Source organism: Sporocytophaga myxococcoides DSM 11118 (assembly GCF_000426725.1).
Taxonomy (GTDB): Bacteria; Bacteroidota; Bacteroidia; order Cytophagales; family Cytophagaceae; genus Sporocytophaga; species Sporocytophaga myxococcoides.
Genome location: NZ_AUFX01000011.1, coordinates 1 through 22,814 on the forward strand (window position 1 = coordinate 1; position 22,814 = coordinate 22,814).

The following is a 22,814-nucleotide window of genomic DNA, read 5'->3' on the forward strand; positions in this document are numbered from 1 at the left end:
AAAAAAAAAACGATCTGTATAAATGTAGATCGTTTTTCATAAAATGTTTAGGCTCGTATCAATTTGCTATTGATACGAGCCTTTTTTGTTTATAATAATATTTTAGTATCTGTATTCGTCGGACTTGTAAGGCCCTTCTACTTTAACACCGATATAGTTAGCTTGGTCTGTTGACAAAGTATCTAATTCAACACCAATTTTAGAAAGGTGCAAACGAGCTACTTTCTCATCCAGATGTTTAGGAAGTGTGTAAACTTTGTTTTCATAGTTAGAACCATTTGTCCAAAGTTCCAACTGTGCTAATGTCTGGTTAGTGAAAGAGTTGGACATTACGAAAGACGGGTGACCAGTAGCGCATCCAAGGTTTACCAAACGGCCTTCAGCAAGAATTAGAATATCTTTGCCTTTGATTGTATACTTGTCAACCTGAGGTTTGATCTCGATTTTAGACTTACCATGATTTGCGTTTAGCCAAGCCATATCAATTTCGTTATCGAAGTGACCGATATTGCAAACGATAGCCTTATCTTTCATAGATTCAAAATGACGGCCAACGATAATATTAAAGTTACCTGTAGCTGTAACGATAATATCAGCACGTTTCACAGCATCATCCATTTTCTTAACTTCATAACCATCCATAGCTGCCTGCAATGCACAGATCGGATCTATCTCTGTAACAATTACACGAGCACCTGCTCCACGCAATGAAGCTGCAGAGCCTTTTCCTACATCACCATAACCAGCAACTACAGCAACTTTACCAGCCATCATCACATCTGTAGCACGACGGATAGAATCTACCAATGATTCTTTACATCCATATTTGTTGTCAAACTTAGATTTAGTAACTGAATCATTGATATTAATTGCAGGCAAAGGTAATTTACCTTTTTTCACACGCTCATGTAAGCGTAATACTCCGGTAGTTGTTTCTTCTGATATACCTTTGATATTTGGTACTAATTCAGGATATCTATCAAGTACCATATTCGTCAAATCTCCACCATCATCAAGGATCATGTTCAATGGCTTTCTGTCCTCCCCGAAGAACAATGTCTGCTCAATACACCAGTCAAATTCTTCTTCATTCATACCTTTCCAGGCATAAACAGAAACACCGGCAGCAGCAATAGCAGCAGCAGCGTGGTCCTGCGTAGAGAAGATATTACATGACGACCAGGTTACTTCAGCTCCTAATTCAATCAATGTTTCAATTAATACAGCTGTCTGGATAGTCATGTGCAGACAACCTGCAATACGAGCTCCTTTTAATGGTTTAGAAGGGCCGAATTCTTTGCGAATTGACATCAGACCTGGCATCTCAGCTTCAGCTAAGCTAATTTCTTTTCTGCCCCAATCGGCCTGACCGATATCTTTTACTTTGTATTTTTCGAATGTTGCAATCATAATATTAGTTGTTTTTAAAGATTTCATTTCAAACAGATGAAATTTTTCCATCTGATTACTAAATTCTTTACTTGCAATAATTAAATACAAAGCTAGGTCCTTTAGAATTTATTACCTAACAATCCAGCAAACTTAGAATAAACGTCTATATAAATATAAAATAAAGAAAATTTATCTAAATCAGCATGTCAAATTTCAATTTTATAGAATATTTTTCTAGTGATAATTTCAGAAAATGAGATTCTTGATTTTAGTGTGATGGTTCTTTATTATGTTTTGCTTTAATGTCTACCTATTGACTTTTTATATTCATGGTTCAAAATTATTCCATTGAATATATTCCATTGAAAAATAGCTAATCCTATTAATAATCCTTCTCTTCCAATCAGCGCATATGGTAAAAATGCTAATCCACTCAATAATGCTGTTACAATAATTTGCATAACGGAGATATCTCTTTTTAGGATTACCTTAGTAATTATTAAGTACAGTGATGAACCAAATATACCTGCAACTATAGTGATGTACTTAATTCCTCCCTCCCCACTAAATAGCCATACACTGCAATGATAAATCAAAACTGATAAAATAAGATGAACTAAAATCTTATTATCGCCATTCAACTTATAGTAAGTTGTTACTAAAGGAAATGTCAGACCTGGCAAGAACATCATAACAGAAATAAATAGCATTTTTAATCCTTCGTTAAAGTCAACAGACCAGGAAAAAATAAAATAAATGATTCCGGTTGTTAAAGAATTTATTAGTGGTTTGTTTCGATTGTAAAACTCCATTATTGTCGTACTATTTCTGCCAAGAACTCTTATATGAAGTAAGCATAATTGATTAAATCAAAAAAATAAAATATTCTTTCATGATCCCCAATGTACAAAAAAACTTCTACTTTCTTATTGCTAAATAGGTCTCTATAAAATTAATGTTAAGTCTCATCAGCAGCAATAAATCATTGTACTCATATTCCAAATGTGTTGTTCACGTTTGAATTATTCATTTGTATACGGTTTACATCTAAAAACCAAATACATGAAAGAAAAATACTCAACAAACGAAACAACAGTTTCTATACTTTCTGAATCAGCATTTTTGATATATAATTATATAACAAAGCATCATTATCATTCGCCCCTAATCCATCCTTCCTTAAATTTATAATCAGAAATCATTAAGTTACTATTTGTATCTGAAGTTCTATTCTTCAATAATTTACTATAATAACATTCCAAGAAATGAAAAAAAAACTCTTAACTTTTGCTGCTATTGCTGCTATTACTCAAATCCAGGCACAATCTTCATCAACAGGAACAGGCATGTGTCCAGGAGGCTTTACTGAAGATTTCTCAAATACTAAAAACTATTCCAATCCAGAAGGCCTTGGAGGGCTTAATTGGTGGGAGTATGATAAAGGTCCATTTTATACCATTGCAAGAAATCCCAACAATAAGACATTAGATGTTAAGCTTAACATTTTAGCCAAACGATATGAGCCAATGGGAGTGTCATTTGGAGACAAAACAATAAATGGAATAAAAACCAAATACACATTAGACTTTACTAAAGATTTTTCATATGAACTTACAATAAAAAACAATACTTCCACTACCATTATTGTAAGGCTTGCAGCTGTTGATATTGCTGGCAGACAACTATCATTAAATGGGATTCCTAAATCAGCAGATGCTTGGAAATCTGGCATTGAGATTAAAATTGAATCCGGACAAACAGGTATATTGGGAGAAAATTCAATAAACAGCTCTGGTTCGGAAAATCTTGGTACATTTACCAATTGCTCTGATGTGCGCTGGAATAATGGTGTGGCAACTATTCTTACTGATTTTGATTATACCAAAGTAACGGGATTTAATATCACTGTTATTGATGGAATAAACAATCCACCAAAAGCTGTAACAGGTATGATAGAAATTCACCACATAACCATAGGTAATACTTCATGTCTATCCAACATTACTACTGAAATTCCTTTTGAAACAACAAATAATTCTTCACTATCGGTTTTCCCAAATCCCGTTACCAATGGCACTATCTATTTTAATGAGGTGATAGAAGAAATCTATGTCTATGATATGTTAGGACAATTAGTAAAAACCGAAAATAATACAAACAACGTATTTGTAGGAACTCTAAGGAAGGGTATCTACAATCTTAGTACTTCTATGGGAAATACTGTATTTATTATTCCCTGATCCGTTTTTCTTACATATGATCAGGTTTTCATTTTTATTGCACAAGATTAAATGTAGGAAACTATATTCTTCCTATGGTTGATCTTTAATCATTAAGAGCTTGTATCTAATAAACAAAAATCCAATTGAGAGTTAATTTCTAAAAAGGCATTAGCTTTTTTAATGGCCCCTAAGACGTATGATTTCTTTAGACATAATACTTACACAGTTTTCGTTTCACGCTCTAGCATATACTACAACAAAAGGCTTACACTCAGAGGTTTTTCCTATGAACATAAGCCTTTATAACTTAAAATGTTGACTTGTATAATCAATCTACATTTCAACCGTTTTTCTATTTCTCTTTCTCCAATGCCTTCCTTTATGACAGTCTGCATCGATTTCCTTGTTGCTTTCTTTATCTATTAACTTCCCATTCTCCTGCATTGTATAATCAACATCAGCTTTCCAGCAGACACCTTTCCTACCTTTAAAACTAAATTTTCTACCTCCTTTACTTTTATCATTCATTACGACAGCCGGTGTTAACTTACCCTTGACAGATTCATCAAGACGGATCTTTTTTCCTACTGGTACAAGAATATTTACTACAACTGTTTGCCCTCGCCATTTGTCATTTTTAGAAATTGAAAACCCATTTGCAAGGTCCAACATACTGTCTTTTATTTCCACTTTGTATTGTAGTTTTTCAGCTCTATCTATCGCAGCATCTTTAGTAGAACCAAAGCTGTAGGTTCTTACAGAAACATGGTACAAGGAATCTAAACTTTTATCAATATTAAAATTTACCCAGGATAATTTTAAAGTATCAGAAGAAAGATCAAAACCTTGCCCTTCATAGTCCTGGTCGTGATCATAATCATTTTCATCCTCATCCATCACCCAGCTGAAATTGCCTCCATAATATAATTTTGGATCTGATACAGTCAGCGTTAATTTATTAATATCTGGTTTTACATTAGCAACAGAGGTCTCTGTTGTACCTTCATATTCGCGAAACTCTCTTGCCATGCTGATTCCAAATAAAACCAAGGAAACCCATCCTGCAATCCACTGTATTCCGAATATCCACCCTAAATAAGAATGACGGGAACGTATACCCATAATACGTCTTATAAGCCATGTTATTAAACCAATAAGAGGTATTAGCACTAAAAAATTTAAAGCACCTAAAGCAAAAAATTTCTGCCAGTCATCTGTCCATAAGAAGTTATTGACAGGCCACCAGGCGAAACCACCGATAGCTACTCCTGCAAGGGATACAATCAGACATAATACAATCATGCTGACAATAAACAAAAGGAATACCTTTACAAGTGTACCAATCGCATGAAAAAAACCTGAACGGTTCTGCCTCATGGTTTGATTCACTTCAGAGGTAAATGATTGTCCTCTTGTATCTGCATATTTCTTTGCTTTATCACGTAAGTCTTGCGCAGAGCCTTTCACCTCTTCTCCCCATTCACGTACCCTTTCCTTCATATTTTGTGCAATCTTGTTGACATCTATCTTTTCCCCACGCATTTCCATTTTCTCGTAATCTGTTTTTGCCTCAGGTAAAACAATCCATAAGATGCAATAAGCCAATATAAAAGTGCTGCCGGCAGAACCGAAAAAGAAACCAGGAAAAAACGGGAAACTTAAACTCCAGAAAATTCCTCTTATAAGGGTTATAAATATTCCGATAATAAGCGGCGCTGCAAAGATAAGTCTGAATATTTTTGTTTCCTGTCCGAAATAAGCAGCAAGTCCTCCTGCAACACCTGCAATCATTTTATCATCAGGATTTCGGTACAACCTCTTTGTTATTGGATTTTCAAGACTTTTAGAAGGTAATATTATCCATAGGAGAATATATATAAATACTCCAAAACCAAATCCGCTGATGGTAACAATTACAAATAATATTCTTACGATGGCTGGATCCATACCAAAGTATTCAGCGATTCCACTGCACACTCCTCCAAGAAATTTATCATTTGCATCCCGATACAAACGTCCCTTTTTTCTTCCTGCAGAATCAGATGCTTTAGTATTAGTATAAGAATATTCTGTGTTTTGCTTTGCTGATCCTGCTTCATACTCATTCGCTTCCTCTGCTGCAAAATCTTGAGGTCTGCCCATATGCAAGGCTATTTCCTCTATATGTGCATCGGTAATAGCAGCAGCTCCTTTACGAATCTTGTCATTCATCAACTCTGCTATTCTACTCTCTATATCGTTTATTATTTCATCCGCCCCTTCTTCCTTGGCGAAATATTGACGAAGACTATCAATGTAAGCTTTAAGTTTTTCATAAGCCGTATCTTCAATCATTATCACCCTTCCACTGAGATTTATGTTGATGATCTTTTTCATATCTGACTTCTTTTGGTTGAAAATGCCCGATTATTCCAGGACATTGTTATTAGTTTAATGATGTGTTTGGTTTATTAGTCAAGGCATTGACGCCGTTTGACAATTCATTCCAGGTTTGCTCCAACTCTTTATAAAAGCTTTCTCCCTTTTCAGTGAGAGAAAAGTATTTGCGCGGTGGCCCTGAGGTGCTTTCTACCCATCTGTAGGTAAGCATATCTGCATTTTTCAATCTGGTAAGTAAAGGATAAAGCGTGCCTTCCAGAATTTGCAAATTTGCTGCCTTCATTTCTTCTACAATATCACTGGGATATGCTTCCCCTCTTCGAATTATTGAAAGAATGCAGAATTCTAAAATCCCTTTCCGCATCTGACTCTGCGTATTCTCAATATTCATAATATCCGTTTGGTTTTATGACAACTATATAAACTCAAAGGTAAAACTTATTAAGTACTATACAATACATAGTACCTTATTTTTTAAGGTAATGTTTTATAAAAGGTAACATAAAAACAATAACACACTAAAGATCAATACATTTAATTAAAATATAACTGGTATAATTGTGTCAGGACTGTCTTGTCCCCAAATACCTCTTTCTAAAAAATGTTGCAAAAGAAAAATTTATATTGTTTTTTATCTGAAAGAACAATCGAAATGCAATGTATAACGGAATGATTTTCGGAATTTTTCTGATTGCCTTATTTGGTAGAGGTTCCTAGTTGAATTTGTAAAAGAGAATCAGGAAACGTTTGAAGATAGCATAAGTCTTAATATGGGTCAAATATTAAGTATTCCTCTCGTTCTTACTGGCTTTTATGTTTTATATTATAGCTTTATAAAAGAGAAAGAAGGTCAACATTCAAAGATGATGAGAATGCAGTGACAACATGAATTAGAGATTTAAATTAAACTATTCAAAATGAACTTTCATTCTTATCTCGGAGTTGAGTTTGATTAGCAGGCACATGAATTCCAAGTTTAAGTAATGCGGAATGCAATTCTCCTATTAATGTATTTTTTCGTTCGGGCATTACACATAAAGTGTTAACATTGATAAATACCCCTACTCTATTAATAAGGTCTGTTGGTAGTGGCTTAATCTGAGCAATCATTTGTTTATCCGATTCACTCCAGTTTTTTACTACATACAAATAACTCATAGGATTATCCAGAATAGACTGTTTGTCAGTTTTAGGCATCTTCCAATTAAGGCTATCTCCATACCGAATAATTCTGGCTTTTATATATGCTATCAATTCCTCATTTCTTTTTTGAGTTAATTTAATGCGCTTTTTTGTCCAGGTATTTTCAAAGGAAAGTTCAACTTTATATGTATTGGTAGCCGAAGTATCTGATAGCCTCAAAGGACTAAGATCATATCTTCCACATAATTCCATTGTGTCTGTAAACTCAAGTATGATTTTATCAGAACTACTATTAATCCTCCATGATTGAGATAAATCAAGGCTCATTACTTTATTTTTCAGATCTTCTATATCCTTCTGGGCAAAGGAATATTGGAAAGATATAAATATTACTAAGAGAGGTAAAAAAATATTAGATTTCATATCAATTATGATTCTGGCTTAATACGAATATAGCAAGCATTCCTTTCAACTTCATTCATATCAGCTACTTTTTTAATCATCACTTCATCCCAGATTAAACATCTAACAGTCAAACCATTTAAATCTGGTAATTTCTTACTAAAAGTAATTTTTCCCTAACCTCGATAAACAATCATTAAACTCCTTATGTTCTTTTTTAACATTCATAAAGCAAATCAATGAAGAAAAAGAAATTGTATTTGAAGATCGGTGTAATAATGCTTGGCTTATTGATAGCACTTAGATTATCACTTCCCTACATTGTTTTAAGATATGTGAATAATATGCTTTCTGAACTTAACGGATATAAAGGGCACGTAAATGATATTGACATACATCTTATAAGAGGTGCTTATACGATTCACCATCTCAACATAGAAAAGACAGAAGGCAAATCATACGTACCGTTTTTCCTTGCTGAAAAAACCGATCTTTCAGTACAATGGAAAGCCATATTTAAAGGAGCATTCGTCGGAGAAGTAATTATAAATAATTGTGCTCTTAACTTTGTAAACGGAGGCAAAGGAGCCAGTCAGGATGGAGGAAATAATGACTGGAGGGAGCCTGTAAAGAAATTATTTCCATTAAAAATTAACCGTCTTGAAGTGTTAAATGGTGAAATCCATTACAGAGATTATTCCGAAAGTCCTGATATCAATTTATACTTGCAGTCTGTACATGCAGTTGCCAATAATCTTACCAATAGCGAAAAGTTATCAAAGACAATGGTGGCTGATATAGTATCTACAGGCAAAGCGATGAAAACAGGTACATTCAAATTTAACTTGCAATTTGATCCTTACGCAGAAAGTCCATATTTTAACATGGATGCTAAAATGGAAAAACTTCCTGCAACTGAACTGAACAATTTCTTTAAAGCCTATGGTAAGTTTGACGTTCAGGACGGTACTGTTGGTCTATACATAGAAGCTGCAGCCAAAGACGGAGGTATTAAAGGATATGTAAAGCCCCTCATTGAAAACCTTAATGTACTGAAGCCGAAAGAAGAAAAGCTAGGACCTATTCGATTTCTATATGAGGCAGCTATTGAAGGACTGGGCGAGATATTCAAAAATCATCCTAAAGATCGGATAGCAACCAAAGTTCCATTTTCAGGACAATTGGACAATCCTAAAATTCAGGTTTGGACAGTTGTAACCAATCTCATCAGCAATGCATTTATTAAAGTGTTACTGCCCAATATAGACAATACCATCAATATGAAAGATACCGAGAAACCTAAGAAAAAGAAAGATTAAATTATTTATCAAAACGACAAATGTCCCTTAGGAAAACTATAATTTTTTGGCTCATGTTAGATAGAATATAGAATAGAATAAATGAATTGATAATATATCAGCTAAGGAGGTCTTATGAAAAGGAATAGAAAAAAAGCTATAAAACTAGCTTTGGGACTGGGTGCAATTGCAGGAATGAGAGCTACATTTGCCCCATCTCTTGCATCACAATTTTTGAATAACAATTCATTCAAATCTCTTTCTAAATCTAACCTGAAATTTATTCAACTACCTATAAGTAATCTTATTACAAAAATATTAAGTACAGGAGAAATTGTAGGAGATAAACTACCAGTGGCACCTAACAGAACATCTGCCCCCCAATTGATCACAAGAATTATTTCCGGAGCATTGGTAGGAGCTACTATTTTCCAAGCCTATAAGCAGAAAAGAATAACCGGACTAGTGCTCGGAGGCTTATCCGCATTGACAATGACCTATGCAAGCTTTTATGTCCGGAAATATTTTGCAAATGCGTATAAAATTGAAGATGCTATACTTGGAGGTATTGAAGATACGATTGCTATAGGTACAGGAATCGGACTAATTAAGACATAGGGCAGCATCCCTATTCTTCTTTATAATTCAGTTTTCAAAAAGTTTTTTAAATCTTATTTTTTTTAGAAATTCACAAACGAATTTATAATCAGGCCATTTATTAATTCCGTTTTAATTTTAGTTAAATAAATTTACCGTTTCAACCATAATTTCGTTACTGTTGAAATAAAGTAATTCAACCGGTTTAAAAAGCATGAAAAAATCATTACTCATTCCCTTACTATCACTGTTTTTACTGGCCTGTAAATCAGGGAACGGGCCAGAACAAAATCTATCTGAAAACAATGAAAGTAAAGTAAATGAAGCAATAACAGGCGCGGATGGACCTAAAACACCATTTCAGCGCATTACTTCAGTACCCATTCCGGAAGTAGTAACTTTTGCAGGTGAAACAATTCCAGTTCAGAGAACCGATGTAAGGGAAGCATTGGAGTATGAATTGATGGTAAATACTTTCCGTCAAACCCATACCCTACTCATTATCAAAAATGTAGAACGTTGGAGACCATTTGTAACCGAAATTCTTCAAAAATCCGGAGTACATCCTGACTTTCTTTACCTGGCTGTAATTGAAAGTGAGTTTAACAATAACGCTTCTTCTTATGCTGGTGCAATGGGAATGTGGCAAATTATGGAAAAGACAGCTAAGGATTATGATCTCAAAATGAACCAGGATGTTGACATGAGAAGAGATCCTAAACTGGCAACAGAAGCTGCCTGTAAATATTTAAAATGGGCAAATTCGAACCTGAATAACTGGGTGCTCACTGCTGCCTCCTATAATGTTGGAATGAAAGGTATAAAAAACAGATTGGAAGATCAGAAAGTAGACAATTTCTTTGACCTGCATCTTAATTCAGAAACTGCAAGATATGTATATCGGATACTTGCATTGAAACTAATTCTGGAAAATCCGGAGGCATATGGATATTTTGTTCCTCATACTGAGAAATATGAGCCTTTTCAATTCACTACAATAACTGTTAACGACGATATTGATAACCTGGTTGATTTTGCCAAAAAGAACAACACAACTTATAAAGAGCTAAGACAATTAAATCCATGGTTTAATAATACTGATAATTTTAAACTAAGGATAAAGAAAAAAGAAAGTTATGAAATAAGAATTCCGCAACAGAAGATCGTTGCAGGGAGACAATAAAAACGAAAATAGTATGGATTTCTATATTTTAGGAATCCATACTTAATATTAACTCATTTTTCTTATTCATTTTTTAAGTCCGACAGACCGGAATTTAAACCTTTACAGATTTCTATTTCCCTCATAATATGTGTTTAAAACCAAATGGTGACAAAAATCATCTTTAGGGATAATCTATGTCATTATTAATCTGATAGAGCTAGAATACATTTGTTATCATAAACACAAACAAAAAAATTATGGGAGCTATAACAAAATCATATACCGGCCAGATTTTAACCACTGATTCAAATGTTTCTACCTGGTCAAAAATAGAGAAATGGTGTGATTCTCTTGAAAATTACAGATTCCCCATTGCCGGGGCACTTATAATCATTCAAGGTTGTATTGTAGCACCTCCTTTATTGTTGCTAATTTCGTTTTTTCATTCATCATTTTCAGACATAAGTATATTATTGTTTACTCTGTCTACCTTTGCAGTGCTTGTAAGCAATATATCTATCTTACCCATGCGATATGTAGTAGGTGTATTTGGATTTAACCTTCTTTTAAGTATTGCAATCGCTGCAATGCATTTTGTTCCGCTGCTTTAGTAATGTAAATTGTTGATTAAATTAAAAAGAGACTGCCTTCGGGGAGTCTCTTTTTTTTAATGCTTTTATCTATTGTTTAAAAAAATATTAGCAACAGTTTGAACAACAGCAAGACTAAGTATTTAGTTGCTCTTGCTCCAAACTGTTGGTGATTTAAGGTCTACCAGGAAAAGATAAATGTTGTACCCTGCCCAATTTTACTTTGGATACGAATACTTCCATTCAGTTCCTCTTCAATAATCTTCTTCACAATGGCAAGGCCAATACCGGTGCTGTCTTTTACCCTTTCATCTTTTAAAGTATTAAACAGACCAAACACCCTTTCATGATATTCTTCAGGAATACCTGGTCCGTTATCCTCTACTTCAAAGTAACAATGGCCCTCAGACAGTTTTCCCCTTATGGTTATTTTACATTTTCCCTTATCATTATATTTAACAGCATTGCTGATAAGATTAGAGAATATCTGAGTAAGAAGAATTTTAGATTCAATAATTTCAAACTCCTCCATTTCTATCCGAATGTCAGCGGGCTTTTCTACTGTCAGAAATTCTACCTGGTCTGTTACCAACTGCTTAACATTTATAAATTCTTTTCTCACAGCCGAATGACCTATTCTAGAGAAATCAAGGACCCCTTCAATTATTTCTGCCATCTTGCAAACACGCCCCATTAATAATTTCATATATTCTGAAGCATTATTACCTCCGGTCTTAAGATCATCTTCTATGAAATTAATCATTGCTGCTATACTCTTTAATGGAGCTTTGAGATCATGAGAAACAACATAGGCAAAGTTATCAAGAGCTTTATTGCTTTTCTCTAATGTTAGCAAGGTTCCCTCCAACTCTCTTTTACTTTCAATTTCCTTGGTGATGTCTACAATGATGCCTACGTAACCAAGCGAAGGCTCATGCTCGTTGATAAGAGCTGCATTAACATTAACCCATTTGATAGAATTGGCAGATGATACCAATCTTATTTTTTTCTGAAAATTACTTTTGCTGGCGATAGCGGTATCCCATAGCTGAAGTATTTCACTTTTTTCTTCTTCGTGAACAATTTTATTCCAGAAGAATCCATATGTTTCTGATATATCCAGAGCAGTCAGGCTTTGAAATGCCCGGTTTGTATAAATACATTCTCCATTGGCATCTGTAAGAAATATACCCAAAGGACTGGCATCATTCATAGCCTTGAATATAGTTTCACTATCCTTTAGCCTTTTCTGAGCTGCTCGTTTTTGTGAGATATCACTACCTATAATTAAAAACCCCGAAATTTCATTATGCTCATCACGAACAGGTGAAACAGATAAGTGCAACGGAACCTGAGTACCGTCCTTTCTCCTCCAAAGCCACTCTTGTTCATTACCAATATTATGCTGTGCAGATTTAAGGAAATAATCAAAGCCATAATTAACGGGCTGACCAATCTTTACTTCCAACTCTCTGCTTCTATCCTCAAGTTCTGATTTATTGAAAAATAAAGTAGGCGTTATTTTTTCAGCGACATCTGTTGCTCTATACCCAAGGATATTTTCAGCAGCACTATTAAAAGTTCTGATGATACCATTTTTCTCAAGTGAAATGATAAGGTATCTGGAATTTTCCAGAAGAGAATTTCTGTAGTTATTGATTATTCTGTATTGAGCATCTTTTTCCTTATCCTGGGTTATCTCTTTTCCTATTCCAAGAACAAGGCCTGATTTTGTATAGGTCTTCCAGCTAATCCACTTATAAGATCCGTCTTTTGTCAGGTATTTGTTTTCTACATAAACATCAATACCTGTTTGGTGAATAGCTTTCCCCACATGCAGTGCCATTTCCACATCATCAGGATGTATGAAATCGATTAATTGTCTGCCTTTCACTTCTTCGGGTGCCCAACCCATAATTTGTTTCCATGCAGTATTCACCTGCATTAGCCGTCCTTTTTTCATCACAATCATCAGATCTGAGGATAGATTAAAGAATTCGGCTTCAATGAGGTTATCAAGTTCTAATTCCATAGGGTGACCTGTTAGCTGAAGTAATTTACGAAGCATTCCTGTTTCAGTTTCCAACATTCTTCAAAAAATGGATTTTTTTTAAAAGAAAAGGTTTTAATCCACTCCATTAATATTGTACCCAACCTCCAATGAAACAAATAATTAAGAACATATAAAACTAAGAAAAAATACAGGATTATTTTTTCAAATTTAGGATTTTTTAAATATAAAATAAGATCCATCAAAGCAAAACAGACTCATCTATACCTGCATATTGCATGACTCATCCATCAGATTACTATATTTATGTGAATTTATTTAAACATGAAAAAGCTTATTATTATTATTATTATTATTATTATTATTATTATTATTATTATTATTATTATTATTATTATTATTATTTCATCTATCACAATCCTAATAATATTTATAGGAGCAATTAGCCATGAACCACAATGGATCTCATTGCTTGATAAAAATCTATCAAAATGGAATATGTATTTAAGCTTTCCACACAAAGATGGCTATAAAGGAGAAGCTCCTGTAAATGATGCGGGAGAATTACTAAAGCCGATAGGTTATAATAAAAATATAAACAATGTATTTTCTGTTGTTGAAGAAAATGGCGAACCAGTACTAAAAATTTCAGGGGAAATTTATGGATGTGTTTATACTAAAGAATCATTTGAAAACTATCATCTCAAACTTAAGGTAAAGTGGGGTAATAAAAAATGGATCCCAAGATTAAATGAAGCAAAGGATTCCGGCATCCTATATCACTCTCAAGGTGAATGCGGAGTTGACTATTGGAGATCATGGATGTTGTCTCAGGAGTTTCAGATTATTGAAGAAAGTATGGGAGATTATTGGTGCATAGCCAATTCAAAAATAAATATTAAGGCCATAAAAGAAACCGATAACCAACCATATACATTTGCTCAAAAAGGTATTTTGACTTCATTTGGAGAAGGCTCCACTGCGGGAATTATTGCAAGGCTGGAAGTAATCAAGAGCTTCCTGATAATAAATGGAATGAATTGGAGCTGATCACTTTCGGGGACAAAAGCCTGCAAATCGTCAATGGTAAAGTTGTAATGGCGCTATCCAATTCCTCCTATATGGATGGTATACTTAAACCACTAACGAAAGGTAGAATACAGCTTCAAAGCGAAGCTGCTGAGGTGTTTTTCAAAGATATTAAGATAAAACCTATAACTAAACTTCCTTCCGAATATGCTGACTACTTTTAAAAAGCAGATCAGAAACTGAGGTTGCCAGTATAATCAAGTTCAAAAGTTTTGAGGGCTTTATAAAATTCGAAGTAATTATTACTATAATTTATTTCACCTTCAATAAGTTTTTCGTTTGCCATTAAAAGATCATTAACGCGCAACCTACCAAGTGCAAAGCGTTCTTTATAGTTTATAAGAAGTTTATTAATCTCAGTTACCTGTACCTGAGAAATTTTCAGTTTCTTATATTTTACTCTTAATTCTTTTTTTGCCAAAGAATACTTTATGAAAATTTTTCTTCCGGTTTGTGCCTCCTCTATCTTAGCCATGTTCTCTCCAACTCTGTTCTGTCTCTCCAGGAGCTTATTTCTCCTGTCAAATACAGGTATGTAAATATTCAAACTTGTAGAATTATATCTGTTGCTTTCAAACTGCTTTAAGAAAACATATTTGCCTTCAGAATTTATATTCGCAGCTTCATTCCTAAGATTAGAAGAATAACCTGTGTTCAGTCCAGCCTCAAATTTAACAGAGGGCTTAAACTGTGATTTCTGTAGTTCTGTAGAATAACGCGCCTTCTCAATCTCCAAACTTTTAATTCTGTAACTGATGGAGGAGTTTTTAAGCGCGGTAGTATCATCATAAATACTGTATTGAGACTCATTGAGATCAAGCTGCTCAAAGGTAAATTCAGGATTGCTTTCGATATCGCTAAGTAATAAGTTTTCATTGGTAAGCAATCCAAGCTGGTGAAGATCCAATTCAAGCTTGTATTTAAGCTGGAGCTGTTTGTCTTCTGCATCAATTCGAGTGAGTGCAACAACAGAAGTATCCACAGCTGTTACTTTTTCAAGTACGTATAGCTCTTTTATTCTTGCTGTTTCAGAAGCATATAACGCTATTTTTTTCTGATAAATATCAATAAGATTATTTGCCTGAACTATAGCGCTATAGAGATTAATCACTTCCCTGCTTATCTCTCTTTTCTTCTTTTCAAGATTAAGATATTGTATATTGATAGAGATTCGATCTATTGATAGTTTGGTATTTCTGTATCCTCCGTTGTAAATACCCCAAGTTGAGGTAAGCCCCATATTGCCTACCATTGTGGGATTATAGAAAAAATCATTTTTTAATGGGTCATAATATCGACCATCATAATAACCATTCCAGTTATTAAAACTAACTGTTGGCAAAATACTCGATCGTGTTATCTTTTGCTCTATCTGGGCTTTATTGAGTTCCTGCTCTATGAGCTGAACAGAAAAATCTTGCTTTACTGCCAGTGCTATCAATGCCTCAAGATTTAATTTACTCTGAGCATATGATTTAGTTCCAGCAATAAATAAAAAAAATATTACGACTATTTTTAACCTATTGTTCATTTACCTCACTCAACAACTTGCAGAAACTAAATATTAAGATTACACGGGCAATTCAAGAAGCTTTTTTATCTTTAAAGTATATTCATTATCAAGAAGTGTAGACCTTCCTATAAACATCTGAAAGTGAGAATTCGTACAGGTATTTCTTTTGTGAAAATTATAGACATACAGTTCGGGATCATCCATTATTGCAAGTTGATTCCTATTATAGAAATTAAGCAATAGCGGAGTATCTTCCTCAACATTCAGATTGCCATATTGACCGGCATCTTTTTTACTGAAAAGAAGGGAGTTTTCATGCCCTGTAGATCGTTCAAAGTTATAGTATGCTCGTCCTGAATTATGATCAAAAAATATCTCGTAAGCGAGAGAACATGCCATCTTTTCAGAGAACTGAAGGAAATTCATCTGATTGGAAATTCTGTTTTCAGAATAATAATCATCATCATCCCAGACACAGATGTATTCTCCTTGAGCTGCTCTTATAGAAAGATTTCTTTTCATACCAAGAGACATCTTTTGTTTTGCTATCACTTTGTAGAAAACAATATTGCTATCAGGATTAGGTCTAACTGCCTTTTTCTCCCAACCGTATCTTTCTAAACTTCTGTTGTCGGGTTCAAAGCATTCAAGATCCAGACGCACGGAAGTGTCAACTAACTCAGTACTACCATAAACTTTAGCATCAGATTCATTTGCTGTTAATATTATAGAGCCATCATTATTTATATTGACCCACAAATCATTCCACAACAATTTAAATGAATAATCACTAAAAGGGATAAGCGTAAACTCAAACACCAATGGACTTACATATATATATTCCCACTTACTGTTAATGAAGGTTAAAACATGTCCATCAATGTTTCTTAGCAATGCTTTTTGTTTCAAAGCAGAATTATAGGCCTCCCCGTTTTCATCTTCAAACTGAACAATGATAAATGGAGAGACCTCTGGTAATTCATGGAGTTCAAAATATGAATATTCAGAAGAATTTCTCACATGTTCTTCAGTAGCAAGATCATTCTCAAACAAAACCACTAATTCTTTATTTTCATAGGTCTGATTCAGGAAACACTTCTTTGCTCTCCTGAACATATCAACTCTATTATGAGTGATACAAATACATGAAACTTCCGGCAACATATCCATGAATGAAATAGAAATAATTCTGAACTAAACTTTATTGATACTATTAACCTCCTGCAGTTTTTAGGAACTGCATCTGCTCGACTTTTACGTCAGTCACGAAGCTCTTAACCTTGAATTCAGAAAGTGAAACTTTCTTTTTCTTTCCTTTTGATTCTGAAGCTTCATTTTCCTTAGGAACTTCAGGTGTTTCGGATGCTTTTTCGTCTAAATTTTCCATAATAAAATAATTAAATCTATTTCTGTATAAGTATTATATTAATGCAATTATCAGTTAAAGTTGAAGCCTCCTTTGATCAGACACCTTTCACCAAAGAAAGAATTTCTTCCATGCAAAATTGTAGTATCATGAAAAAACAATCCATCACCTACCTTTAATGTGATAGGAGTTTGCAATCCTGCAGCAACAATCTTGTTTTCTAGAAAATTATGAAAATCCTCAGATAATGCCTTTGCCTCTTCAGTGTTTTCAGGAGAAACTCTATAGTAATTCCAGTTTAATTTAAGTACTGAGTCTTCTTTATATATAATCTTTCTTGTCTTCCTCTGATCTTCACCTTTACCAAACTTTACTTCTGTCTTCTGAATTCTATTATATAGCTCAGGCTCATACTTTGAAAGGATATAAATGATAGATTCGGCATCAACAAATGTTGTGGCTCCGCCTATTTCAGCATTTTCAAGGCAAAAGAAAAAATTAACATCAAGGTCAAAGCTAGCATATGCAGCATCCGTATGCAATGGTTGCCTGGTATTACTGTGTCTGAAAGTAGTCTCCTTAGCTTTGTCGTATCTTATATCTGTCCATTGTTCCTGAGTAGCATTTCCAGTCAATGCATCTTCACCTATTCCTACAATATCTCCCAGCTGAAGAACAAGATCAGAATAGAACTCTTTATAATCTATATTTTCAGGAAGATCTTTTAAATGGACAACCTTGGTTTCTTTAATTAATTTCTTTAATTGCTCAGGAAAGTCTATTGATTTAGAGTAGCTGATATCTTTTATAAAAGTAGGTAACATGAATATCTAGTTTAAAAATAAATTAATGTATAATTATAAAGCTAAATTAAATCTCAACTCATTAGAACTCTGTAACAAAAGTTACAAACACTCATAAAAACTTCTACTCTAACACAACTTTAAGATATTTTTCCATATTATCCATCTTTTCTATCATTTCATCCCTAGATTCAAATTTCATAATCATTGTACCAAGAGTGTGATTAGATCCATTGAACCTGCTAACCTTATCTCCTTTTTTTATAAAAATACTTTCTTCCAGAATATTATCTCTTATCTCCTTGCTATACCAGATATCTTTAACAATTCCGTCTTCCAGTGCATGTAACATATAAGATGAATGAAAACCAGCAGCTTCAATCTGAGACAACGCAGAACAATCAATCCCCAAGGCAGAATCTACCGTGTATTTAACCAGATCGACATTGGTAGAATACTTTATCACTTCAGGGATCAGATTCCCTCCGTTCCTAGGTCCTAATTCAAGAAAAGAAAAATCTCCGTTTTTATCATAATGAAAATCAAAGTTCAAAGCTCCTTGTGTTATCTTCAATAAATCAAGTAGCCTTTGTGTCTCCCTATGAGCTTGTTCCAATGTTTTCTCTGTCATGATGGAAGGGAAACTTTCTCCAATAGGCACAAATGGATTGCAAAGCTTGTCAAAATGCTCATTCGCCCAGCATCTGAATGCTAACTTGCCATTTACAACAAAGCCATCTCCAGCAACCTGATATCCGTCCCTGACAAAAAACTCTTCAATAGCAACCTTCTTTTCTCTGCTAAAAGAAAGTGCGTAGTTGAATGACTCTTCTAGATGACTTTCATCAGATATTTTAGTAACTCCTTTGCTTCCTGAAGAATCTACAGGTTTTACAATAACTGGCTTTTTAATCTCTCTGAACCAACTTAATGAATCTTCTAAGGAATAAAAGCTCCGTGACTTTGGTACATAAAAATTATGCTTGGATAAAAAATCCCTGAATAAATCCTTTCTGGCAAGTATCTTTACTGATTCATATGGATTGGAAGGAAGTCCCATCTCATTTGCCACATAAGCCTGAGTTGGTGCCGCCGGATCTGAAGCATAAGCAACAATACCATCAACATTTCTTTCTTTAGCCAACTGCAAAACAGCATCAAAATCAGTCGTGCTGAGATTACAATATTCGTCTGCAAACTGATGTCCGGGATTATCAGGAAGATAATCGCATGTAATTACATGATGCCCTTGAGATTTGGCATATATAATAGGTGGAATCTGAAATTTTGAACCACCCAGAAATAATATTCTTTTTGATTTTTTCATGGCTTTTTTTGTAGTTCTTCGTCACCGATATATTCTTTTCTTCCGATAGATCTCATGTGATAGAATATTCTTTCTATAATGCTCATGTTTTCAGTAATGATTTCACCAAGACCTTTCATTTCATGCTTATATGGAATGTGCCTCTTATAAGTTGTGATAAGTGTATCAGGAAGATCAACATCTATCACATAGACATTATTCTTATTAACCTTGGATATGTTGCTGACTTTTCCAAACAAGATACCGTATTCAGACATAGGATAACTATTCAGCTTAACTCTCACTTTCTGCCCTAATTTGACTTTACCGAATTTATTACCCTTTACCTGAAGCTTACCTAATATATCTTTGGAATCTGTTACTATGAATGCTACCTGATCACCTTTATTTACAAACTGATTGTTATTCCACACATCAAAAAATGTAACATTTCCATAAATAGGAGAAGTCATAAAAAACTCTTCTTTAAAGGCTTTCAATTCTGAAACCAGAATATTATAAGAGGCTTTTATGCCCACATTCAGTGATTCCTTCTGTTCTTTATCACTTAAAGTCAGTTCATTATTATTATAAGAAAGATGTTGAAGGTTTTGTCTGTTTTCAATCAATGCCTGTCTATTGTTCTGAATATTTTTCCTGGTCTGAAGGAAATTAGTCTTGGAAGCATCAAAATCAAGTTTGGATATATGTCCTCTTTCATACAATGATTGATCCTTTTTAAAATTATCCTCAGCAATTTGTAATTCCTGTTGAAGAACCATATCCTTTTCATCCAAAAGAATTGCCTTTCTTTCTAAAGTGCCCACCTGTTCAAGATTACTGGCGACAAGCCTTTTATTCTTTTCAAGTGTGTAAGTAAGATCATAGGCAAACAACTTACTGACAAAAGCATTGTAGGCATTCTGCACCTGACCCAGATTAGTAAGGTTAGGGATAGAATCCATTTTAGCCCTAATCTTAGTCGGATTATTCACAAGGTCTCCGAAGAATGGCATTAGCTTATTCAACCTGACTACTTCATCAAAGGAAGCAGGGTTCTTTATATAGGCAATGATCTGATCTTTATAAACCTTATCATTATTGGCAACCAAAAGGTTAATCCTTCCGTTTGCTTTCGCTACCAATTCTGCCGGAGGAGTTTTAGTTGTAATATTAATAGGCCCATCAAGTATTTCTGGATACTTTATTATAAAGCTTAATGCAAGCAAAATACAGAACCATACAAACAACAATATGCTGCCCGTCCTCGCAATCCAGGGAGGCGTGCGGGCCATCATTTCATGTACAGCATCACTCCTTCTTATATTATCTTCTATCTCTACCATCAGCTTGCAAGTTCCAATTGATTTTTAACCAGATTAAAATAAGCTCCTTTGCTTTTAATCAATGATTCATGATTGCCAACTTCTACAATCTTTCCTTTCTCCAGCACAACTATCTGATCCGCATCCTTCACCGTACTGAGTCTGTGGGCCACAACAACCACCGTCTTACCTTTGAAGAATTCATTAAGATTATTGATAATCACCCTCTCGTTATTGGCATCCAGAGAATTTGTCGCTTCATCCAGCAATAATATTTCAGGATTTTTATAAACGGCTCTGGCAAGCAATATTCTTTGCTTCTGTCCTTGACTTAAACCAACTCCACTGGCCCCTATCCTGGTATTATACTCTATCGGAAGCTCCTCTATAAAATCACGGATATTAGCGGTAATTGTAGCTTCTTTCATCCTTTTCTTATCGATGATTTCTTCACCGACTGCAATATTTCTAGCTATAGTATCAGAGAAAATAAAGCTTTGCTGAGTCACACAGGCAAATTTCTTCCTCCAGGATTTAAAGCTGATGTTATTGATATTTGACTTGCCAAACTTAATAGACCCATCTGTTACTTTATAAGATTTAAGCAATAGTGATAGCAAGGTTGTCTTGCCACTTCCACTGGTACCAACAATGGCAGTTACCTTATTATGAGGTATTCTTAGATTGATATCCTCCAATACCATTTTAGATCTCGGGCCTCCATATTGGAAGGATACGTTTTCAAATACTATATCCTGAACACGCTCCACCTCTGCTTCCAGCACAGATTCTTCCGTTTCTTCATTTGGCATCTCATGTATTTCGGACAGTCTGCTGATACTTAACTGAGCATTCTGAGTATCATGAACGAAACGAATAATATCAACAGTCATCCAGTTGAGCTGCCCGACAATATATTGAACAGCAAGCATCATACCCAGAGTCATTTCTCCCTGAATGACAAGCATAGCAGCATAAAAAGTCAGAAGGATATTTTTTACTTCATACAAAATGGAAGAGCCTGTCTGCTCAATCTGACCAAGTCTTACACCATCAATGCCAAGCTTGAACTTTTTGGCCTGAATTTTTTCCCACTCCCATCGTTTTTGCCTTTCACAATTCTGCAACTTGATTTCCTGCATACCAGTCACCAGTTCAATAGTATTGTTTTCACTAAGAACTGCCTGGTCGAAATTTCTGTAATCAAGTACTTTCCTTTTTGCAAGCAGTGAAAATATCCAGGTAAAATAAAGAAGACTTCCTACTGCAAAAATCAGAAAGAGACCAACACTATAATAGGCTAAAATACACCCGAAAATGACCATGCTCATCAACGAGAATGCGAAGTGAACCAATGTAGTTGTCAGGAACAGTTGAATCCTTTCATGGTCTTCAATTCGCTTAAGTATATCTCCCGGAGTTTTCCTGTCAAAATACGCTACAGGAAGTTTCATGAGCTTCACCAGAAAATCAGACAGGATGGTCACATTTACCTTGCTGATCATGTGAAATGAAATCCACCCTCTTACAAATTCACCTGACTTACTGCTCAGAAATAAAACTATCTGAGCAATTAATACCACATACACAAAGTCGACATCCTGATTGTTGATACCCACATCAACCATTGATTGTGTAAGAAAGGGCAATAACAAAGAAATAACTGTAGCTACCGTCAGACTTAATATGAGGTGGAAATAATATTTTTTATATGGTCTGAGATACTTAAGATAATGTCTAATACCAGATTTTTTAGTTTCAACATTATCTTCATCTTCATAAAATGCAGGAGTCGGCTCAAGCATTAAGGCAAAGCCTTCAGGAGTTTCATTAGCTTTGGGGATAATCCAGGCTTTCTTAAACTCTTCAGGAGTATATGTAATTAAACCTATTGCAGGATCAGCTACATATAATTTATTCTTTGTAACCTTATAAAGAATCAGAAAGTGTTTTTCTCTCCAGTAGAGTATACAAGGAAGAGGAGCCTCATTGGCAAGGACATCATAAGAAAGTCTTACTGCAAGGGTATGAAAGCCTAAATTTTCAGCACCATCACTGATTCCGAGAAGAGACACTCCATCTCTTCCTACATAACACTTTTCTCTGATCTTTTCAATGGCAAGAGATTTACCATAATACTTAGCAATCATTCTAAGGCACGTAGCCCCACAATCCATCTGATCAAGCTGAAAATAGAATGGAAACTTCTTCAT

The 22,814-nt window shown here is 34.5% G+C and carries 20 protein-coding genes; 7 read left to right on the top strand and 13 right to left on the bottom strand.

The window, feature by feature from the left end; genetic code table 11:
• Positions 1–102: 102 nt before the first annotated feature.
• A complete protein-coding gene (gene ahcY, locus K350_RS0113955; protein ID WP_028980447.1) occupies positions 103–1,410 on the bottom strand; it encodes an adenosylhomocysteinase in 1,308 nt (435 codons plus the stop codon).
• Between the two features lie 281 nt (positions 1,411–1,691).
• Positions 1,692–2,204, bottom strand: a complete 513-nt coding sequence (locus tag K350_RS0113960) for a hypothetical protein (RefSeq protein WP_028980448.1) — start codon at positions 2,202–2,204, stop codon at positions 1,692–1,694.
• Positions 2,205–2,657: 453 nt separating this feature from the next.
• Between K350_RS0113960 and K350_RS0113965 the strand changes: the two genes are divergently transcribed.
• Positions 2,658–3,632, top strand: a complete 975-nt coding sequence (locus K350_RS0113965) for a T9SS type A sorting domain-containing protein (RefSeq protein ID WP_028980449.1) — start codon at positions 2,658–2,660, stop codon at positions 3,630–3,632.
• 315 nt (positions 3,633–3,947) lie between these two features.
• Here K350_RS0113965 and K350_RS28765 read toward each other — a convergent pair whose 3' ends face one another.
• From K350_RS28765 to K350_RS0113980, 3 genes are all read right to left on the bottom strand, one after another.
• Entirely contained in the window at positions 3,948–5,990 is a 2,043-nt protein-coding gene (locus tag K350_RS28765) for a PspC domain-containing protein (RefSeq protein ID WP_051313140.1), read from the bottom strand.
• A 49-nt stretch (positions 5,991–6,039) separates the two neighbouring features.
• Positions 6,040–6,384, bottom strand: a complete 345-nt coding sequence (locus K350_RS0113975; protein WP_028980450.1) for a PadR family transcriptional regulator — start codon at positions 6,382–6,384, stop codon at positions 6,040–6,042.
• A 521-nt stretch (positions 6,385–6,905) separates the two neighbouring features.
• On the bottom strand, positions 6,906–7,559 hold the full coding sequence (locus K350_RS0113980; protein ID WP_028980451.1) for a hypothetical protein: 654 nt from the start codon (positions 7,557–7,559) through the stop codon (positions 6,906–6,908).
• A gap of 218 nt (positions 7,560–7,777) precedes the next feature.
• Between K350_RS0113980 and K350_RS0113985 the strand changes: the two genes are divergently transcribed.
• The 4 genes from K350_RS0113985 (at position 7,778) to K350_RS0114000 (ending at position 11,209) form a co-directional block, all read left to right on the top strand.
• Positions 7,778–8,857: a DUF748 domain-containing protein gene (locus tag K350_RS0113985; protein ID WP_028980452.1), complete on the top strand. Its 1,080-nt coding sequence runs from the start codon at positions 7,778–7,780 to the stop codon at positions 8,855–8,857.
• A gap of 114 nt (positions 8,858–8,971) precedes the next feature.
• Complete coding sequence (locus tag K350_RS0113990; RefSeq protein ID WP_028980453.1) at positions 8,972–9,454, top strand: DUF4126 family protein; 483 nt, start codon at positions 8,972–8,974, stop codon at positions 9,452–9,454.
• Positions 9,455–9,647: 193 nt separating this feature from the next.
• Positions 9,648–10,616 carry a lytic transglycosylase domain-containing protein gene (locus tag K350_RS0113995; RefSeq protein ID WP_028980454.1) on the top strand — a complete coding sequence of 323 codons (969 nt, stop codon included), beginning with the start codon at positions 9,648–9,650 and terminating at the stop codon, positions 10,614–10,616.
• A 239-nt stretch (positions 10,617–10,855) separates the two neighbouring features.
• Positions 10,856–11,209 (top strand): hypothetical protein, encoded by a 354-nt coding sequence (locus K350_RS0114000; RefSeq protein ID WP_028980455.1) that lies wholly within the window; start codon positions 10,856–10,858, stop codon positions 11,207–11,209.
• Positions 11,210–11,369: 160 nt separating this feature from the next.
• On the opposite strand, the gene K350_RS31240 is transcribed toward K350_RS0114000, so the two are convergent.
• A complete protein-coding gene (locus tag K350_RS31240; RefSeq protein WP_051313141.1) occupies positions 11,370–13,277 on the bottom strand; it encodes a PAS domain-containing sensor histidine kinase in 1,908 nt (635 codons plus the stop codon).
• 246 nt (positions 13,278–13,523) lie between these two features.
• Between K350_RS31240 and K350_RS32985 the strand changes: the two genes are divergently transcribed.
• Positions 13,524–14,249, top strand: a complete 726-nt coding sequence (locus K350_RS32985) for a 3-keto-alpha-glucoside-1,2-lyase-like domain-containing protein (protein ID WP_211236748.1) — start codon at positions 13,524–13,526, stop codon at positions 14,247–14,249.
• Positions 14,240–14,452: a 3-keto-alpha-glucoside-1,2-lyase-like domain-containing protein gene (locus tag K350_RS32990; protein WP_211236749.1), complete on the top strand. Its 213-nt coding sequence runs from the start codon at positions 14,240–14,242 to the stop codon at positions 14,450–14,452. The genes K350_RS32985 and K350_RS32990 overlap by 10 nt, the downstream gene beginning before the upstream one ends.
• An 8-nt stretch (positions 14,453–14,460) precedes the next feature.
• Here K350_RS32990 and K350_RS0114015 read toward each other — a convergent pair whose 3' ends face one another.
• The 7 genes from K350_RS0114015 to K350_RS0114045 form a co-directional block, all read right to left on the bottom strand.
• Entirely contained in the window at positions 14,461–15,819 is a 1,359-nt protein-coding gene (locus tag K350_RS0114015) for a TolC family protein (RefSeq protein ID WP_028980456.1), read from the bottom strand.
• A 39-nt stretch (positions 15,820–15,858) separates the two neighbouring features.
• The gene (locus tag K350_RS0114020) at positions 15,859–16,917 is read right to left on the bottom strand and encodes a glycosyltransferase family A protein (RefSeq protein ID WP_028980457.1); all 1,059 of its coding nucleotides are present in this window, start codon (positions 16,915–16,917) and stop codon (positions 15,859–15,861) included.
• Between the two features lie 97 nt (positions 16,918–17,014).
• Positions 17,015–17,188, bottom strand: coding sequence for a pinensin family lanthipeptide (locus K350_RS32375; protein ID WP_156027046.1), 174 nt, complete (start codon positions 17,186–17,188; stop codon positions 17,015–17,017).
• Between the two features lie 50 nt (positions 17,189–17,238).
• On the bottom strand, positions 17,239–17,991 hold the full coding sequence (locus K350_RS0114030; protein WP_037575710.1) for a TauD/TfdA family dioxygenase: 753 nt from the start codon (positions 17,989–17,991) through the stop codon (positions 17,239–17,241).
• A 103-nt stretch (positions 17,992–18,094) separates the two neighbouring features.
• Positions 18,095–19,297, bottom strand: a complete 1,203-nt coding sequence (locus K350_RS0114035) for an ATP-grasp domain-containing protein (RefSeq protein ID WP_028980459.1) — start codon at positions 19,295–19,297, stop codon at positions 18,095–18,097.
• Complete coding sequence (locus K350_RS0114040; protein ID WP_028980460.1) at positions 19,294–20,622, bottom strand: HlyD family secretion protein; 1,329 nt, start codon at positions 20,620–20,622, stop codon at positions 19,294–19,296. The genes K350_RS0114035 and K350_RS0114040 overlap by 4 nt, the downstream gene beginning before the upstream one ends.
• Positions 20,622–22,814, bottom strand: coding sequence for a peptidase domain-containing ABC transporter (locus K350_RS0114045; protein WP_028980461.1), 2,193 nt, complete (start codon positions 22,812–22,814; stop codon positions 20,622–20,624). Before K350_RS0114045 ends, K350_RS0114040 begins: the two co-directional genes overlap by 1 nt.

Bases quoted from the DNA above. Each gene is read 5' to 3' on its own strand.
- ahcY (WP_028980447.1), bottom strand. From the start codon at position 1,410: ATGATTGCAACATTCGAAAAATACAAAGTAAAAGATATCGGTCAGGCC.
- K350_RS0113960 (WP_028980448.1), bottom strand. From the start codon at position 2,204: ATGGAGTTTTACAATCGAAACAAACCACTAATAAATTCTTTAACAACC.
- K350_RS0113965 (WP_028980449.1), top strand. From the start codon at position 2,658: ATGAAAAAAAAACTCTTAACTTTTGCTGCTATTGCTGCTATTACTCAA.
- K350_RS28765 (WP_051313140.1), bottom strand. From the start codon at position 5,990: ATGAAAAAGATCATCAACATAAATCTCAGTGGAAGGGTGATAATGATT.
- K350_RS0113975 (WP_028980450.1), bottom strand. From the start codon at position 6,384: ATGAATATTGAGAATACGCAGAGTCAGATGCGGAAAGGGATTTTAGAA.
- K350_RS0113980 (WP_028980451.1), bottom strand. From the start codon at position 7,559: ATGAAATCTAATATTTTTTTACCTCTCTTAGTAATATTTATATCTTTC.
- K350_RS0113985 (WP_028980452.1), top strand. From the start codon at position 7,778: ATGAAGAAAAAGAAATTGTATTTGAAGATCGGTGTAATAATGCTTGGC.
- K350_RS0113990 (WP_028980453.1), top strand. From the start codon at position 8,972: ATGAAAAGGAATAGAAAAAAAGCTATAAAACTAGCTTTGGGACTGGGT.
- K350_RS0113995 (WP_028980454.1), top strand. From the start codon at position 9,648: ATGAAAAAATCATTACTCATTCCCTTACTATCACTGTTTTTACTGGCC.
- K350_RS0114000 (WP_028980455.1), top strand. From the start codon at position 10,856: ATGGGAGCTATAACAAAATCATATACCGGCCAGATTTTAACCACTGAT.
- K350_RS31240 (WP_051313141.1), bottom strand. From the start codon at position 13,277: ATGTTGGAAACTGAAACAGGAATGCTTCGTAAATTACTTCAGCTAACA.
- K350_RS32985 (WP_211236748.1), top strand. From the start codon at position 13,524: ATGAAAAAGCTTATTATTATTATTATTATTATTATTATTATTATTATT.
- K350_RS0114015 (WP_028980456.1), bottom strand. From the start codon at position 15,819: ATGAACAATAGGTTAAAAATAGTCGTAATATTTTTTTTATTTATTGCT.
- K350_RS0114020 (WP_028980457.1), bottom strand. From the start codon at position 16,917: ATGTTCAGGAGAGCAAAGAAGTGTTTCCTGAATCAGACCTATGAAAAT.
- K350_RS32375 (WP_156027046.1), bottom strand. From the start codon at position 17,188: ATGGAAAATTTAGACGAAAAAGCATCCGAAACACCTGAAGTTCCTAAG.
- K350_RS0114030 (WP_037575710.1), bottom strand. From the start codon at position 17,991: ATGTTACCTACTTTTATAAAAGATATCAGCTACTCTAAATCAATAGAC.
- K350_RS0114035 (WP_028980459.1), bottom strand. From the start codon at position 19,297: ATGAAAAAATCAAAAAGAATATTATTTCTGGGTGGTTCAAAATTTCAG.
- K350_RS0114040 (WP_028980460.1), bottom strand. From the start codon at position 20,622: ATGGTAGAGATAGAAGATAATATAAGAAGGAGTGATGCTGTACATGAA.
- K350_RS0114045 (WP_028980461.1), bottom strand. From the start codon at position 22,814: ATGAAGAAGTTTCCATTCTATTTTCAGCTTGATCAGATGGATTGTGGG.